General features: G+C 73.5%; 15 protein-coding genes. 11 read left to right on the top strand and 4 right to left on the bottom strand.

Translation table 11 applies throughout. From position 1 onward, the window contains the following. The first annotated feature begins 35 nt into the window (after window positions 1–35). Window positions 36–1,706 (top strand): thiamine pyrophosphate-binding protein, encoded by a 1,671-nt coding sequence (locus AC0QU1_RS11590; protein WP_483576527.1) that lies wholly within the window; start codon window positions 36–38, stop codon window positions 1,704–1,706. Between the two features lie 47 nt (window positions 1,707–1,753). Here the strand turns inward: AC0QU1_RS11590 and AC0QU1_RS11585 are convergent, their stop codons facing one another. Beyond that, the gene (locus tag AC0QU1_RS11585; protein ID WP_483576526.1) at window positions 1,754–2,377 is read right to left on the bottom strand and encodes an NADPH-dependent F420 reductase; all 624 of its coding nucleotides are present in this window, start codon (window positions 2,375–2,377) and stop codon (window positions 1,754–1,756) included. A 90-nt stretch (window positions 2,378–2,467) separates the two neighbouring features. Here AC0QU1_RS11585 and AC0QU1_RS11580 point away from each other — a divergent pair, with 90 nt between their 5' ends. Beyond that, window positions 2,468–2,959: a MarR family winged helix-turn-helix transcriptional regulator gene (locus AC0QU1_RS11580; RefSeq protein ID WP_483576525.1), complete on the top strand. Its 492-nt coding sequence runs from the start codon at window positions 2,468–2,470 to the stop codon at window positions 2,957–2,959. 24 nt (window positions 2,960–2,983) lie between these two features. Here AC0QU1_RS11580 and AC0QU1_RS11575 read toward each other — a convergent pair whose 3' ends face one another. After that, the gene (locus AC0QU1_RS11575) at window positions 2,984–3,964 is read right to left on the bottom strand and encodes an ABC transporter substrate-binding protein (protein WP_483576524.1); all 981 of its coding nucleotides are present in this window, start codon (window positions 3,962–3,964) and stop codon (window positions 2,984–2,986) included. A 182-nt stretch (window positions 3,965–4,146) separates the two neighbouring features. Next, complete coding sequence (locus tag AC0QU1_RS11570) at window positions 4,147–4,701, bottom strand: SDR family NAD(P)-dependent oxidoreductase (RefSeq protein WP_483576523.1); 555 nt, start codon at window positions 4,699–4,701, stop codon at window positions 4,147–4,149. Between the two features lies 1 nt (window position 4,702). Between AC0QU1_RS11570 and AC0QU1_RS11565 the strand changes: the two genes are divergently transcribed. After that, on the top strand, window positions 4,703–5,155 hold the full coding sequence (locus AC0QU1_RS11565) for a TetR-like C-terminal domain-containing protein (RefSeq protein WP_483576522.1): 453 nt from the start codon (window positions 4,703–4,705) through the stop codon (window positions 5,153–5,155). 9 nt (window positions 5,156–5,164) lie between these two features. Here the strand turns inward: AC0QU1_RS11565 and AC0QU1_RS11560 are convergent, their stop codons facing one another. Beyond that, entirely contained in the window at window positions 5,165–7,618 is a 2,454-nt protein-coding gene (locus AC0QU1_RS11560) for a beta-glucosidase (protein ID WP_483576521.1), read from the bottom strand. Between the two features lie 99 nt (window positions 7,619–7,717). Between AC0QU1_RS11560 and AC0QU1_RS11555 the strand changes: the two genes are divergently transcribed. The 8 genes from AC0QU1_RS11555 to AC0QU1_RS11520 all read left to right on the top strand — a co-directional run bounded on the left by AC0QU1_RS11555 (window position 7,718) and on the right by AC0QU1_RS11520 (window position 16,286). Next, entirely contained in the window at window positions 7,718–8,386 is a 669-nt protein-coding gene (locus AC0QU1_RS11555; protein WP_483616510.1) for a PadR family transcriptional regulator, read from the top strand. Continuing rightward, window positions 8,383–10,164 (top strand): sulfatase, encoded by a 1,782-nt coding sequence (locus tag AC0QU1_RS11550; protein WP_483576519.1) that lies wholly within the window; start codon window positions 8,383–8,385, stop codon window positions 10,162–10,164. Before AC0QU1_RS11555 ends, AC0QU1_RS11550 begins: the two co-directional genes overlap by 4 nt. An 85-nt stretch (window positions 10,165–10,249) precedes the next feature. Beyond that, window positions 10,250–11,608 carry an MFS transporter gene (locus AC0QU1_RS11545; RefSeq protein ID WP_483576518.1) on the top strand — a complete coding sequence of 453 codons (1,359 nt, stop codon included), beginning with the start codon at window positions 10,250–10,252 and terminating at the stop codon, window positions 11,606–11,608. Between the two features lie 14 nt (window positions 11,609–11,622). Next, complete coding sequence (locus AC0QU1_RS11540) at window positions 11,623–13,278, top strand: sulfatase family protein (RefSeq protein WP_483576517.1); 1,656 nt, start codon at window positions 11,623–11,625, stop codon at window positions 13,276–13,278. Between the two features lie 69 nt (window positions 13,279–13,347). Further along, window positions 13,348–13,896 (top strand): hypothetical protein, encoded by a 549-nt coding sequence (locus tag AC0QU1_RS11535; protein ID WP_483576516.1) that lies wholly within the window; start codon window positions 13,348–13,350, stop codon window positions 13,894–13,896. Between the two features lie 4 nt (window positions 13,897–13,900). After that, a complete protein-coding gene (locus tag AC0QU1_RS11530; protein ID WP_483576515.1) occupies window positions 13,901–15,007 on the top strand; it encodes an amidoligase family protein in 1,107 nt (368 codons plus the stop codon). Window positions 15,008–15,072: 65 nt separating this feature from the next. Beyond that, the gene (locus AC0QU1_RS11525; RefSeq protein ID WP_483576514.1) at window positions 15,073–15,600 is read left to right on the top strand and encodes a SigE family RNA polymerase sigma factor; all 528 of its coding nucleotides are present in this window, start codon (window positions 15,073–15,075) and stop codon (window positions 15,598–15,600) included. Then, a complete protein-coding gene (locus AC0QU1_RS11520) occupies window positions 15,597–16,286 on the top strand; it encodes a hypothetical protein (protein ID WP_483576513.1) in 690 nt (229 codons plus the stop codon). Before AC0QU1_RS11525 ends, AC0QU1_RS11520 begins: the two co-directional genes overlap by 4 nt. Window positions 16,287–16,290 lie beyond the last annotated feature (4 nt).

The raw sequence follows: 16,290 nt of genomic DNA, 5'->3' as shown, positions 1-16,290 counted from the left end.
CCACTCATCCGTCATTGTTTCCCCAGGAGGCCCCCGTGCCCACCGTGTCCGCCCATGTCGCCAGGACCCTCGCCCAGCACGTCGACCACGTCTTCGGCGTGATGGGCAACGGCAACGCCTGGTTCCTCGACTCCCTCGAACGCTCCACCACCGCGCGGTTCACCGCGGTGCGGCACGAGGCGGGCGGCGTGGTCGCCGCCGACGCCCACTTCCGCGCGTCGGGCCGTATCGCCGCCGCCACCGCCACCTACGGCGCCGGCTTCACCAACGCGCTCACCGCGCTCGCGGAGGCCGCGCAGGCCCGGGTGCCGCTGGTGCTCCTGGCGGGCGACGAGCCCACGTCGGGCCCCCGGCCGTGGGACGTGGACCAGATAGCGCTGGCCGCGGCCGTCGGCGCGCGGACCTATACCGTCGGCCGGGCCGACGCCGCCGCCACCAGCGTGATCGCCATCGAGCACTCGCTGACCTACCGCGTACCCGTCGTGCTGGCCATCCCCTACGACGTCGCCGCCCTGGAGGCCGGCCCCGTCCCTGACGCCCCCGCGCCCGTGCTGCCCGAGCCGATGCCGCCCGCCGGCCCGTTCGACGCGGCGGCCATCGCCGACCTCGCCAAGCACCTGGCCGCCGCCGAGCGGCCGCTGCTGCTCGCGGGCCGCGGCGCCTGGCTCGCCGGCGCGGGGGCGGCGCTCGGCGAGCTCGCCGAGGCGACGGGCGCCCTGACCACCACGACGGCGCTCGGCCGCGGCGTCTTCCCCGACGGCCGGTACGACCTCGGCGTCGCGGGCGGCTTCGGCGCCGAGGAGGCGATGGCGCTGGTCCGCGAGGCGGACGTCGCCGTCGTGCTCGGGGCGTCGCTCAACCAGTTCACCATGCGCTTCGGCGAGCTGTTCGCGCCAGGGACGCGCGTGGTCCAGGTCGACATCGCGCCGACGGCGACGCACCGGCACGTCGGCGGGTTCGTCCGGGGCGACGCCGCGCTCGTCACCCGCGCGCTGCTGGACGAGCTGCACACCCTCGGGGCCAAGCCGTCCGGCTGGCGCGAGACCGTCGACGTCGCCGTCGCGCGCCGCTACGACACCGGCCCGGCCGACGGCGTGGCGCCCGACGGGCGCCTGGACCCGCGCACGGTCGCGCACCGCCTCGCCGGCCTGCTGCCCGCCGACCGCGTGGTCGTCTCCGACGGCGGGCACTTCATCGGCTGGGCGAACATGTACTGGCCCGTCGCCTCCCCCGACCGGATGGTCATGGTCGGCACGGCCTACCAGTCCATCGGGCTCGGCTTCCCGAGCGTGGCCGGCGCAGCGGCGGCCCGCCCGGACGCCGCCATCGTGCTCACCACGGGCGACGGCGGCGGGCTCATGGCCCTCGCCGACCTCGAGACCGCCGCACGCACCGCCGGCGGGCGCGGCGTCGCCGTCGTCTGGAACGACGCCGCCTACGGCGCCGAGCTGCACGTGTACGGGCGGCAGGGCATCACGCGCGAGCCGATGCGCATCCCCGAGACGGACTTCGGCGCCCTGGCCGCCGCCGTCGGCGCGGAGGGGGTCACGGTGCGCACGCTCCGCGACCTGGACCGGGTGGCCTCATGGGCCGCCGAGCCCGTCGCTGACCGCCGCTTCCTGCTGCTCGACTGCCGGGTCTCGGCGTTGGTCGTGGCGCCCTACCAGGAGGAGATCCTGCGGGCGAACCGCGCGGGCGCCCGCTGACGGCGGTCGGCAGGCGCCCGCCCTTCGCCCACACCTGCGGCTCAGGCTCAGTCCGCGAGGACGAAACCGCCCGTCCAGGAGATCTTCTCGCCGGCGGCGAGCGTCATCTGCAGGAAGCCGATCGCCTCCAGCTCCCGCGCCCGCTTGAGCGACCCCGCGTCGACGGCACGCAGGCCTGCGCGCGCGACGACGTCGGCGAGGGCCTGCTTGGCCTCGGCGTCGTCGCCCGCGAGGAGAACCGTCGTCGGCGCGGAGCCGACGACGCCGGTGGCGAGCGTCGCGCCGAAGTTGGTGTTGAACGCCTTGACGACCTTCGCCCCGGGGACGGATTCCTGGAGGACCTGGGCCGCCGAGGAGTCGGCGGGCACGACGAGCCCGTCGAAGGTGGTGAAGTCGACGGGGTTCGTGACGTCCACGACGACCTTGCCGTCGAACGCGCCCGGGTAGGCGGCCACGACCTCGGCGACGGCCCCGTACGGGAGGGCCAGGACGACGATCTCGCCCGTGACCGGGTCGCCGACCGTGCCCCAGGTGCCGCCGAGCGGGCCGGCGACCGCCTGCGCCTTCTCCGGGTCGCGCGCCAGCACCTGCACGCCCGTCCCACCCTTCGCGGCGATGCCCGCGACCACGCTGCCGAAGTTTCCTGCACCGATGACGGTGACCGTGCTCATGTGTGCGCTCCAGAAATAGTTGTCCCAACAAGTAACACCTCGAGTCTCGCACCAATTGGTTGTCGCGTCAACCAAAGCTAGGATGTGGTCGTGAAACGACGCGTACCCCGGATGAACGACCAGGAGTCAGCGGCGTGGCTGGGCCTGGTCACCGTGTTCAGCCTGCTGCCCGCCACGCTCGACAAGCAGCTCCAGCGGGACTCCGGGATGACGCACTTCGAGTTCGTCGTGCTGTCAGCGCTCCAGCTCACCCCGGAGTCGACGATGCGCATGACCGCGCTCGCGCAGGCGACCGACTCCACCCTGCCGCGGCTGTCCCACGTCTGCGGACGCCTGGAGAAGCGCGGCCTCGTCGAGCGGTTCCCGTGCCCCGAGGACGGCCGCGCCACCAACGTGCGCCTGACGGGCGACGGGCGGCGCGAGCTGATCCGCGCCGTCCCCGGCCACATCGCCATGGTGCGGCGGCTCGTCATCGACGCGCTCACCCCGCGGCAGCTCGACGCGCTCATCGAGATCACCGGGGTGATCGGCGCCGGCCTCGCCGAGGAGTCCAAGAGCCCGGCGGCCCAACGGCCGAGCTAACGGGACAACGGGTGACGCCGCCCGTCACTCGCCGTCCGGCAGGAGCCGGTTCACGTCGACGGGCTTGTCGAACGTGCCGTACTGCCGGCCGAGGTCGGCCAGCACCTGGAACGAGGAGACGTCGAGCTCCGGCGCGAAGCGGGGCATGACCATCGCCTCCTTCACCGCCGGGTCGATCTGGACGTACGTGTCGAGGACCGCCCGCGTCTCGGCCGGATGCTGCTGGGCGTACGTGAGGGACTGCTCGATCGCCGCCGTGAACGCCGCGACGACCTGCGGGTCCTGTGCGATCTGGTCCTGGGACGTGAAGTACGCGGCGACGAGCAGGTCGTGGCTGGTCTCGGCGAAGTTGGAGCTCACGATCTTGGCGCCCTGCTGAACGGCCTGGGTCAGGTGCGGCTCGACGACCCAGGCGGCGTCGACCTGGCCCGCGACGAGGGCGGCGGGCATCTCGGGGAAGCCCATCTCGACGAACTCCACGGCGGCCGGGTCGCCGCCGGCGGCGTCGACCACGTAGCGGATGGTCGTGTCACCGATGTTGTCGAGCGTGTTGACGGCGACGGTCCGGCCCGCCAGGTCGGCGGCGCTCGCGATGTCGGAGGCGGCGGGCGCGACCACCCCGCCGAAGTCGGCGGGCTCGCCCGTGGTGAAGTTGCCCGGCGCCACCGCCTTGAGCGGCAGGCCCTGCGACGTCCCGACCAGCAGGGACGTCACGTTGCTGAAGCCGAACTGGTACTCGCCGCTGACCACCGCCGGCACGATCGCCGCGCCGCCCTGGGCGAGCTCCAGCGTGACGTCGAGGCCGCGGTCCTCGAAGAACCCCTCCTGCACCCCCAGGTAGATCGGGGCCACGTCGACGATCGGGATGACGCCGACCGTGACGGCGGTCAGCTCGCCGCCGTCGTCGGCCCGGCCGCCCGTCGCGGCGTCGGTGAGGCCGGCGCAGCCGGCCAGGGCGAGGGCCGCGGCGGGGGCCGCCACCGCGAGGGGGAACGTGCGTCGCACGGGGGTGCTCCTTCGAACGTGGTGCTTGTGGTGAAGTTCGGCCCCCAGGCGGCACACCTACGCCGGGATCCGGCGTCCGAACGGGTGTGCCCACCGAGAAAATTGCCAGTGGGCCCCCGGCGTGGTCAACACCACAATGGTCACGATCGGGTCAAATCCGGCAGAGCTGACCCGGCACCGCCTCAGCTCTTGAGCTCGAGCGTCCCGGCGAAGCCGAGGCGCCGCACGAACGCCTCGCGCGTCAGGTCGCTGAAGGCCATGACGTGGTCGACGCCGGCGTGGGCGAAGTCCACGACCGACCGGAACGGCTTCCCGCCCACCGGCAGCGCGACGATCCGCTCGATCTCGTCCGCCACCCCCTGCGGGTCGGCGGTCGTGCCGGGCTCGAAGAGCTGGTCGTGCGCCTCGTGGGTCCGCGCCACGAGCGGGTCGAGCTCCGCGTACTGCGCCGTCACGTCCTGGTCGCTCGCGCGGCTCGCGCCCGGGAAGTGGTTGGTGCCCTGCGTGATCGCGCCCGGCATGACGATCGACGTCTCGATGCCGAACTGCGAGGCCTCGTAGGAGGTCACGACCGCGAGCGCGTCGAAGGCGGCCTTCGAGGCGACGTAGGGCCCGAGGAACGGCGGGGTGGTCACGAGGATCGTGCTGCCCACGTAGAGCAGCAGCCCCGAACGCCGCCGGCGCAGGTGCGGCAGCACGGCCCGGTTCACGCGGTGGGCCCCTGTCGGGTCCAGCAAGATGACGCTGTACAAGTGGTGGCCCTCGCCCGGCGCCCTCGCGGCCGAGGCGTACTTCGCCCGGAGCGAGCACGTGCTGGAGTTCGCCGACACCGGCGACCTGCGCGCCGACCTGATCGCGCAGCTCGGCTCGTTCGTCCGGTGGATGATGCGCGACGACGTCGGGCGGCCGGTGTCCGAGCTCATCGGCGCCGCCCAGTCCGACCCCGACCTCGCCGCGGCCTGGTCCCAGGCCTACGCGCTCCCCCGCCGCGAGCTGGCCCACGCCCGCCTGCGCGCCGCCCAGGAGCAGGGCCAGCTCCGCCCGGACGCCGACCTGGAGATCATCGTGGACCAGCTCTGGGGCGCCTGCTACCACCGCGTGCTCGTGCTCCGGGTGCCGCTGGACGAGTCGATCGTCGAGCGGCTGGTGGACCAGGCGCTGTACGGCGCCGCGCCTGGTCCACGCACGTGAGCCGCGCCGTCAGATGCGCACGGTCACCGTGTCCACGATGTCGGTCACGCTCGATCCGATGTGCAGGGTGTACTCGCCGGGCTCGTACCGCCACCCGTCCTGCCAGTAGGCCAGGTCGCGACGGCGCACGGGGATGTGCGCCTCGACCGTCTCGCCGGCGTCGGCCCGCACCACCGCGAAGCCCACGAGCCAGCGTACCGGGCGGTCGACGACCGAGTCCGGGCGGGACGCGTAGACCTGCACCACGTGCTTCCCGGCGCGGTACCCGGTGTTGGTGAGGCGGGCCGTGACGGTGGCGGCGTCGACCCCGGCCGCATCACCGGCCTCGCCGTCGGCGTCCGGCGCCGTCGCCGCGACGTCCGAGACGCTCCAGGTGGTGTAGCCGAGCCCGTATCCGAACGGATACGCCGGCTGCGCGCCGGCGCGCAGCCAGGCGCGGTAGCCGATGTGGATGCCCTCGTCGTAGGCGAGGCGGCCGTCGCGCGGCGTGACGTCGAGCACCGGGACGTCCTGCGTCGCGGCCGGCCAGGTGGTGGGCAGGCGGCCGCCCGGCTCCCGCCGTCCGCTCAGGACGTCGCCGAGGGCCGCCCCGTACTCCTGCCCACCGAAGTAGGTCAGCACCACGGCGGCCGCCTGCTCGCGCCAGGGCAGCAGCACGGGGGCACCCGAGTTGACGACGACGACCGTGCGCGGGTTGGCCGCGACGACGGCGCGGACCAGGTCGTCCTGGCGTCCGGGCAGCGCCAGGTCGGCGCGGTCGTAGCCCTCTGACTCGACGCGCGAGCTCGTGCCCACGACCACCACCGCCACGTCCGCCGAGGCCGCCGTGCGGGCCGCCTCGGCGATCAGCGCGTCGGCGTCGGTCAGGGCTGGCTCGGTGCCGACCGTGAGGCTGAGCGCGTTGCCGAGGCCCTCCACCCGCGCCGGCACGAGCTCGACCCGCAGCCGGACGGTCCGGCCCGCGTCGAGGTCGAGCGGCACCGACATCGCGGGCGGCGCGAGGAACGCCGCCCCCAGGTCCTCGCCGACCGGGACCATCGTGTCCTCGGCCAGCAGCACGCCGTCGACCAGCACCCGGCCGGTACCCACCGAGGCCAGCCCGAAGCGGACCGGGCCCGACTCGGCGGGGATGTAGTCGGTCTCGAACACCAGGCGGGACATCTGGGCGATCGGCGCGTCGCCGCCGAAGTAGACCAGGTCGCTCGCCAGCCGGTCCTCGCCGAACAGCACGGCGCCGTCGGCGTCGAGCAGCTCCACGCGCGCGCCGGGGCCGCCGGTGACGGGGTTGCGCATGGCGTCCCGGTCCAGCGCGGCGAGGCCGTCCTGCACCACCGCGCCGAGCGCGTACGACACCTCGGCGTCGGGGAACGCGGCGCGCAGGCCCACCAGCGGCGTGACGACGCGCTCTGGCACCACCGTGGCGCTGCCGCCACCCTGTGTGCGGGCGCTCCTGGCGTTGTGCCCGATGACCGCGATGCTGCGGGGCGAGGACAGCGGCAGGATACCGTCGTTCTCGACGAGCACCGAACCCTCGACGGCGGCCTCGCGGGCGAAGGCGACGCCGTCCTCCCGGTGCGTCGGCTCGGCGGCGGCCGGCTCGAAACCGTCGAGCGCCCCGACCCGGGCGGCCAGCCGGAGGATGCGCCGCACCTTCCGGTCGATCGCCGCCTCCGGCACCTCTCCCGCGCGCACGGCCGCGACCAGGGCGTCGCCCCACGGCCCGTCCGGCCCCGGCATCACCAGGTCCTGCGCGTGCCGGGCGCTCTCGATGCTGCGCACGGCGGTCCAGTCGCTGACCACCACGCCGTCGAAGCCCCACTCGTCGTTCAGCGGGGTCTCCAGGAGCGGGTTCTCCGTGGCGGTGGCGCCGTTGACGGAGTTGTACGCGCTCATCACGAGCCACGCGCGCGCCTCCACCACGGCGTCCTCGAACGCCCGCAGGTACAGCTCGCGCAGGGCGCGCTCGTCCACCCGGACGTCGGCCGTGAACCGCTCGGTCTCGAAGTCGTTGGCCACGTAGTGCTTGGGCGTGGCGCCCACGCCGTTGTCCTGCACGCCGCGCACGTAGGCCGCGGCGAGCCGGGCGGTGAGCAGCGGGTCCTCGCTGAACGCCTCGAAGTGCCGGCCGCCCAGCGGGGACCGGTGCAGGTTGATCGTCGGCCCGAGCACGACGTCGACGCCTTTGCGGCGCGCCTCGACCGCCGCCGTCGCGCCGTACCGCCACGCAACCTGCGGGTCCCAGGCCGAGGACAGGGCGGTGGCCGACGGCAGGCTCAGGGACGGCGAGCGCTCGTCCCAGACCTCGCCGCGCACGCCGCTCGGGCCGTCGGAGACCAGGATGCGGCGCAGCCCGATCCGCTCGAGCGGCCAGGTCGTCCAGAAGTCGCGGCCGGTCAGCAGCCGCACCTTCTCCTCAAGGGTCAGGCCGGCGGCCAGCCGTTCGATCCCTGCCTCGTCCGTCATCGCACGTCCCTTCGGTAGCTCGGTGTCGATGCTAGGGCCCTTGACCCTGCATTCCACTTGTGGCATGCTGCCATGCCAATCGACCATGACACAAGTGTCATGGCAAACCACACGGACGTGGGAGCGGAAGGCGACGCGATGAAGCTCGAGAGCATCCTCCTCGGTGTGCTCACCAGGCACCCCAGCACGGGTTACGACCTGAAGAAGTACCTCGACACCCACGGGCGCTTCCTGCGGTCCAACACGCAGATGAGCCAGGTCTACCGGGCGCTGGGCACCATGGAGGAGCGCGGCTGGGTGATGCACACCGTCGAGAGCCGACCCGGCGCGACCGATGCGAAGACCTACCGCGTCACCGACGAGGGCGTAACCGTGTTCCTGGACTGGCTCACCAGCCCGTACCAGCCGCCGTCGCGGTTCCAGGACCCGGACTTCGGCGCGCGCATCGCGTTCGCCGGCTTCATGACACGCGAGCAGCTCCTGCGGATCATCGACACCGAGCTCGACACCCGGCGCGCCGAGGTGGCCCGGTACCGGTACCGCGACCGGCGCGAGGCGGTGGACACCTCCACCCCGTTCGACGGCGAGCTGGCCGACCTCGTGGGCGAGTGGGCCCACCAGGCCGGCGCCGCCGCGATGGACGAGCACCTCCGCAACCTCGAACGGCTGCGGGCCACCGTGCTGGACACACCCGACCCAACCGTCGAGCCCGCGCCCGCCACGCCCGCATCAGCCGCCGCCGCGCGGGGCGAGGAGGCCGGCCGGTGAGGGCGATCATCCTCATGTTCGACAGCCTCAACCGGCACCTGCTGCCGCCCTACCGGGACACGTTCGTCGACGCGCCGAACTTCGCCCGGCTGGCCGGGCGCGCGGTCACGTTCGACCGCTTCTACGCGGGCTCGATGCCGTGCATGCCCGCCCGGCGCGAGATGCACACCGGGCGGCACAACTTCCTGCACCGCTCGTGGGGCCCGCTGGAGCCGTTCGACGACTCCATGCCTCAGCTGCTGCGCGACGCCGGCGTCCACACCCACCTCGTCTCGGACCACCCGCACTACTGGGAGGACGGCGGCGGCACGTACCACACCCGGTACACCACGTGGGAGTTCTTCCGCGGCCAGGAGGGCGACCCCTGGAAGGGCGTCGTCGAGCCGGGCAGCGCGGCCGGCGGGCACGGCGGCATGCGGCGGCAGGACGCCATCAACCGCCGCTACATGCCCACGGAGGCCGAGCACTCCCAGACGCGCACGGTGGACGCCGGCCTGGAGTTCATCGACACGAACGCGCGCGCCGACGACTGGCTGCTGCAGATCGAGCTGTTCGACCCGCACGAGCCGTTCTTCACGCACCAGCCCTACAAGGACCGCTATCCGCACGCCTACGACGGCCCGGAGTTCGACTGGCCCGGCTACCACAAGGTGACCGAGCCCGAGGCGCAGGTGGAGCACGCGCGCCACGAGTACGCGGCCCTGGTGAGCATGTGCGACCGCTCGCTCGGCCGGGTGCTCGACGCGATGGACCAGCACGGCCTGTGGGACGACACCCTGCTGCTGGTCAACACCGACCACGGCTTCCTGCTCGGCGAGCACGGCTGGTGGGCCAAGAGCGTGCAGCCCTGGTTCAACGAGCTCGTCCACCTACCGATGTTCCTCTGGGACCCGCGCAACGGCGCCCGCGACACCCGGCGCGGCGACCTGGCCCAGACGATCGACATCGCACCGACGATGCTGCGCTGGTTCGGGCTGGAGCCGACCCCCGACATGCAGGGGCAGGACCTCGCCCTGCCCCCGGAGGCGCCCGAGCCGCCGGGCCGGGACGGCGCCCTGTTCGGGATCCACGGCGGGCACGTGAACGTCACCGACGGCCGGTACGTCTACATGCGCGCCGCCGCCGAGCAGGCGAACGCCCCGCTCGAGGAGTACACGCTCATGCCGACGCACATGCGCTCGCGCTTCGCCGTCGGCGAGCTGGCCGACTGGGAGCCGGCCGACCCTTTGCCCTTCACCAAGGGCCTGCGCACGCTGCGGATGCCCGCCACGCCCACGTGGATGAACCCGTGGCAGCACGGCACCCTCCTGTTCGACCTCGACACCGACCCCGCCCAGGAGCACCCGCTGCGCGACGACGCCGTCGAGCTGCGCCTGCTCCGGCTCCTGGCGCGCCGGATGCACGAGTCGGCGGCGCCGCGCAGCCAGTTCGAGCGCCTGGGCATCCCGTTCGAGACCGAGCCAGGGCCGGAGCACCTCCTGGTGGCGGCCCAGCGGGAGCGCGCCGACGCCGTCGCCGAACCCCTCACCGGGCTGGCCGCGCTGCCCGCGCGCGGCCTGCTCGACCTGCCCGTGCACGAGCTGCTGCAGGTCACCGGCGCCCGCGCCGCCCTGGAGGAGCACGCGCCCGGCCTGGTGTCCACGGAGCTCGTGGCCGTGCCCGGCCGGGCGACCCTGCTCGACCTCGCCTCCTCCGCGGTCATCACGGCCGAACAGCTCAGACGCCTCGCCCACGCGCTCGACCGCGAACCCGCGACCCGAGCCGCACCCCGGTCCTGACCCCACCCCGGCCCGACCACCCCACCTCCACCGAACCACCCAGCACCCCCGCGCACTGCGGCCTGACAACGACGACAGGAGCAGCATGTCCACGCAGATCCCTACCCCCACCCCGGCCCCGGCGGCCGTCCAGGCCAAGCGCGTACCGCACCGGTGGCGCAACCTCGTCACCATCACGGGCGCCGAGGTGGTCGACAACACCGAGGCCGGGCTCCTGACCACCCTGTTCCCCTCGATCGCCCAGGCGCTCCGGCTGGACAACGGCCACCTCGGCCTGCTGGGCGCCCTCGGCAAGTTCGCGACCATCCCGCTGGGCCCGTTCTGGGTCTGGCTCGCCGACCGGTTCGGCCGCAAGCAGACCCTGATCCTGAACAACGTGGTCGGCGCGGTGTTCGGCATCCTGGCGGGCACCTCGCAGGACTTCGTGCAGCTCCTGCTGTGGAACACGCTGCTCGCGGGCGTCGTCGCCTGCGGCCAGCCGATCACCAACTCGATCATCGCCGACTCGTTCGACGACCGGTCGCGGTCCAAGGCGACCGGCCTGTACTACGGCGTGCTCACCGCCGTCTCCTCGTTCATCGGCCCGCTGCTCGCGCTGTTCACCGGCAGCCCGGACGGGTGGCGCTGGGGCATGTGGGTCATCGGCGGCATCTGCCTGCTGTCGTCCCTGCTCATCGCGGCGTTCTACGTGGAGCCGGGGGTGGGCGCCTCCGAGGAGCAGCTCGCCGACCTCGACGAGAGCAAGCGCACCAACAAGGTGACCATCAAGGGCGTGCTCTCGCTCATGCGCATCCCGACCTTCTCGATCATGATGGTCTCGCGCCTGCTGTCCGGGCACCTGCTCATCACGGTCTTCGGCATCCAGTTCCTGGTCACCGAGCGCGGGTTCTCCAACGCCGTCGCCGCCACCGTGCTCATCCCGTTCGGCCTCGGGTACGTCATCGCGACGTTCCTGAGCGGCTACGCCGTGGCGTCCCTCGACCGGGTCGTACCGCACCACGGGCGCGTCATGTTCAACCAGGCGGCGCAGCTCCTCTTCGCCGTCGCCGCCCTGTTCGGCACGCAGTTCCAGTGGCAGGGCATCGGCACCTACGCCGTCTTCTGGGCGCTGTTCGGCGCGTTCCAGGGCATGAACCCGCCGGTGAACCGCCCGATCGTGATGTCGGTGGTGCTCCCGGAGCTGCGCGGCCAGGCGTTCTCCATCTTCCTCACGTTCTTCCAGACCATCGGCTGGGCGCTGTTCTCGCTCAGCGCCGGCTACCTGGCCAACGCGCTGGGCATCGAGGGCGTGTTCTTCTGGGTGCTCGTGGTGCTGATGGTGGTCAACGGCGTGGTGCTGGGCGGCCTGTACCTCACCTACCCGCGCGACGTGCGCCGGGTCGAGGACGAGCTCGCCCGACGGCGGGCCGACGCCATCCGCTCCGACGCCGTCGGCGAGATCTGACCGAGGGAGACACCATGACGAGCCGGCCGAACATCCTGTGGATCACGACGCACGACATCAACCCGCACCTGGGCGCCTACGCCGGCGTCTACCCCGGGGCGGAGTACGCCGTGACGCCCCGCCTCGACCGGCTCGCGGCCGAGGGCGTGCGCTTCGACAACGCCTACGCGGCGGCGCCGATCTGCGCACCCTCCCGGTCGGCCATCATCACCGGCTGCTTCCCGACGTCGGTCGGGACCATGCACATGCGCACCAAGGCCGCCCCGCCGCCGGAGGTCCGGATGCTGCCGGAGTACTTCCGCGAGGCCGGCTACTACGTCACGAACAACTCGTTCACCGACTTCCAGGTGCCCACGCCACCGAGCGCCTTCGACGACTGCGGCGACGGCGCGCACTGGCGGAACCGGACCGACCCGGACCAGCCGTTCTTCGCCACCTTCCACGGCCTGATCACCCACGAGTCGCAGATCTACCTGGACGACGCCGCGTTCGCCGAGCGCACCGCGCACGTCGCCGACGCCGACCGGCACGACCCGGAGCTCGTGCCGCTGCCGCCCTACTACCCCGACACCGAGGTGTTCCGGCGTTCCTGGGCCCGGTACAGCGACCTGATCACCGAGATGGACCACTGGGCGGGCACGATCCTCGACCAGCTCGACGAGGACGGGCTCGCGCAGAACACGGTCGTCGTGTTCTGGAGCGACCACGGGCTCGGCATGCCGCGCGGCAAGCGGTGGGCGAACGACTCCGGCCTGCACGAGCCGCTCCTGGTGCGCTGGCCGGGCCGGATCGCGGCGGGCACGGCCACGGACGCCCTGGTGCACCTCATGGACCTGGCGCCCAGCATGCTCGCGGCCGCGGGCCTGCCGGTCCCCGAGCACATGCAGGCGACGCCGTTCCTCGACCGGGACGGGCTCGTGGAGCCGGGCAACGCCTACGTGTACGCCGGCCGGGACCGCATGGGTGACCTGGAGGACATGACCCGCACCGTGCGCGACCGGCGGTTCCGGTACATCCGCCACTTCCACCCCGACCGCTCCCCCATGCAGCACTGCGACTACCCGGACCACCTGTGGACGTGGGCGGAGCTGCGCCGCCTGGGGTCGGTCGAGGCCGGGCAGCGCGCCAGGGGGCTGCCACGCAGCGCGCTGACGCCGCTGCAGCGCGGGCTGATCGCGCCGACCAAGCCCGCCCAGGAGCTCTACGACCTGGTCGAGGACCCGTACGAGACCCGGAACCTGGCCGACGAACCCGGCCACGCCGACGTCGTCGAACGGATGGCGGCGGCGCTGGCCGCGTGGCAGGAGCGGTACGGCGACCTCGGCCTGCTGGACGAGGACGAGCTCCTGGAGCGGTGGCGCCCGGGCGGGGTGTGGCCGCGGACCGACCCGCCCGCCGTCCGCCTGCTGCCCGACGGCGTCCGGGCCGCCTCCCCGACCGAGGGCGCCGTCGTCGTCTGGACCGACGACCCGGCGAGGCCGGTGGACGTGCCCGCGACGGCGGCGGACCGCATGGGGTCACCCCGCGACGCCATCGGCGCGCCGGAGGCCGACGGGCGGTACTGGCGCATCGCGTGCGCCGCGACGCCGGTCCCGACCGGCCGGACCGTGTGGCTCAAGGCGGTGCGGCTGGGCTGGCTCGACAGCGCCGAGGTCGAGCTGCTCAACTGACTCAACATTTTGCGGTCGAGAGGCGTCTTAAGGAGTGCAAGCACATTCGCCACTCTCCTGGAGGTCCTCGTGACCAGCTCCGACCGCACCTTCCGCACCAAGACCATCCGACTCACCGCGATCGGCCTCGCGGCAACCGGGCTGTCCGTCGCCGGCGCCGGTCTGGTGGCCGCCGCCAACCCAGCTTCCGCCTTCGGCCAGGCGGTCGGCACCGCGGCGCACGACGTCGGCATCGCCTGGGACGACATGCCCGACGGCTACACCGAGGCGCAGTACAAGGCGTTCTGGGGCGCCGGATTCACCGCCGCGGACCAGGAGGCGCTGCAGGACCTGTGGGACCTGGACCCGACCGAGACCAAGTCGAAGGCCGGCCAGCTCATCCTGGACGGCGAGCAGCTCCCGTTCGAGCCCGGCACCCACCCCGACGACCCCGGGCTGGCGGGAGACGACCTGAAGGCGGTCGGGGCGTTCTTCGCGGCCGGCTACGACGGCGAGGACGCGCAGACGCTGAGCGAGCTGTGGGAGATCGAGTTCATGGAGGCCAAGGTCAAGGCCGGCCAGCTGCTGCTCGACGGCCAGGAGCTGCCCATCGACCCCTCCGCCTCGGCCCGTAGCTGACCCGGTGCGCCCGGCACCGCCGACGACTCGCCAGGAGGCGACCATCGAAACCCTCACGCTGCGCATCGGCTTCGAGATCGAGCTGCTCGCGCCCGCCGGCTCCGACCGGCAGGTGCTCGCGGACGCCCTCGCCGCCCGCCGCGCCGGCCGGGTGCGCCGGTCGTTCCACTCCGACAGCGAGCCGTCGCCGGTGCCGGGCGTCGGGGTGTTCCGGCACCTGACCCCCGCCTTCGACGTGGTCGACGGCGCCGGCGCCCCGGTAGCGAGGCTCGTCGACGACGTCACGCTCAACTCCGACCTGGTCGGCACGACCACCCGGCCCGGCCACCACGGGTGGTACCGGGTGCTGTGCGACGAGCCCCGCCTGCTGCGCCTGATCGAGCGGCTCACCGACCCGGACGCGGCCCTGCCCGACGTCCTGGCGCCCGTCGCCGAGCTGTTCGGCACAGAGGTCGAGCTGCGGGGCGGCGCGGCGCGGGTGAACGACACGGCGGGCGCCACCATCGCCGTCGCGATGCCGCTGCTCGCGGGGCGGGAGCGGCCCTGCGAGGTGATCACCCCGCCGATCGGCGCCGACCACGGCCAGGTGCTCGACGAGCTGCTGACGCCCGCGCGTGAGCTCGGGTTCACCGTCCCGGCCGAGGCCGCCGTGCACCTGCACCTGGACGGCGCGCCCTTCCGGCGGCCGGCCGCGTTCGCCAACCTCGTCCGGCTGTTCGGGTACTGGCGCGAACCGCTGTGGGAGGCGCTGGACACGAACAGCGCGTGCCGGCGCCTGGCGCCGCTGCCCGCTGAGCTGCTCCAGCTCGTGGAGCGAGGCGACCAGCCGTGGCAGGAGCTGTCCACCGCCGCGCGCGAGACCGGCCTGACGAAGTACGCCGACGTGAACCTCACCCAGCTCGTCTCGGCGCGTCCCGCCCGCGACACCGTCGAGGTGCGGATCCTGCCCGGCACGCTGGACGCCGCGGACCTCGTCCGGAAGGCCGCGCTCGTCGAGCGCCTGGTGCTGCGCTGCCTCGACGGCAGCCCGCTGCCGCGGCCCGACGGCGGCGCGGCGCACGACCCGGAGGGTGCGCTCCTGGCCCTGGCGACGGCGGGCGCCGGCCGATGACGATCTGGCTACCGGCCGCCGAACCGGACACCCCGCCCAGACCGCAGGTGGTGCAGGTGGTGAGGGTGCCCGGTGTCGGTCACACCGACCCGGCCCGAACGCTGGAGGAGCTGGTGCGAACCCACCTTCCCGGGCTGATCCGCTACGCGACGGTGCTCGTCGGCGACCAGCACACCGCCGCCGACCTGGTGCAGGAGGTGCTGCTGCGCGCGCACCAGCGGTGGCACCGGATCGCCCTGACGGAGCGTCCCGACCTGTACCTGCGGCGTATGGTCACCAACGAGCACCTGTCGTGGCGCCGGCGCTGGCACGTGCGCATGGTCCAGCCCGCCGACCACGACGTGCTGGTGAAGCACGGTGGTGACGCCGGCGACCCCACCGAGGGCCACGCGGAGGAGGACGCCATGTGGCGGCGCCTCGGACGGCTGCCGGCGCGGCAGCGCGCCGTGCTCGTGCTGCGCTACTACGAGGGACTGACGGACGCCGAGATCGCCACCGTGCTCGGTGCCTCCCCCGGAACCGTCCGCTCGCACGCCTCGCGCGCCCTGGCCACGCTCCGCCGCACCGACCCGACCTTCAAGGAGTCCCGATGACCCAGCGCCGTCCCGCCCGTTCGCCGGTACCGGAGGACCGGCCGGCGGGCAGCACCGCACGGGACCACCTCGCCCAGCGGATCACCGCGGCCCTGCGCTCGCGCGAGCCCGACGCCGCTGACACCGCGGCCGCCGCGCGGCGGATCGCCGCCCGCCTCGCCGCACCAGCCCACGACCCGAGCGGCGTCATGACCCCGTTCGTCCGGCGCGCCGGCCGGATCACGGTCACCGGCGTCGTCGCGTCCGGCATCGCCGTGGCCGGCGCGGGCGCCGCCGCAGCGGCCAACCCGTACTCGCCCTTCGCCGTGGCGGTCGAGGACGTCGCGCACGCCGTCGGCGTCGAGTGGTCGGCGATGCCGACCGGCTACACGCGCGAGCAGTACGACGCGTTCTGGAACGCCGGGTACACGACGCAGGACGTCGCCGCGCTCGCCGACCTCTGGAACACCGACGCGACGGCCGCCAAGGCGCGGGCCGGCCAGCTCCTCCTCGACGGTGCGGCCGTCCCGGTGGCCCCCGGCTCGTCCGGCTCCGGCCTCGAGAGTTCGCTGTCCGCCTTCAGCGGCGCCGGGTACACCTTCGAGGACGCCGAGGTGCTGGCCGAGCTGTGGCAGGTCGAGGTCGACGAGGCGAAGATCCGCGCCGGCACCATGCTGCTCGACGGCGAGCGGCCGCCGCTGCCCTGATCCG

It is taken from the genome of Promicromonospora noduliphila, assembly GCF_056951025.1.
Note: the sequence above shows the minus strand (reverse complement) of the source record. Positions and strands in the feature narration are given on the sequence as shown.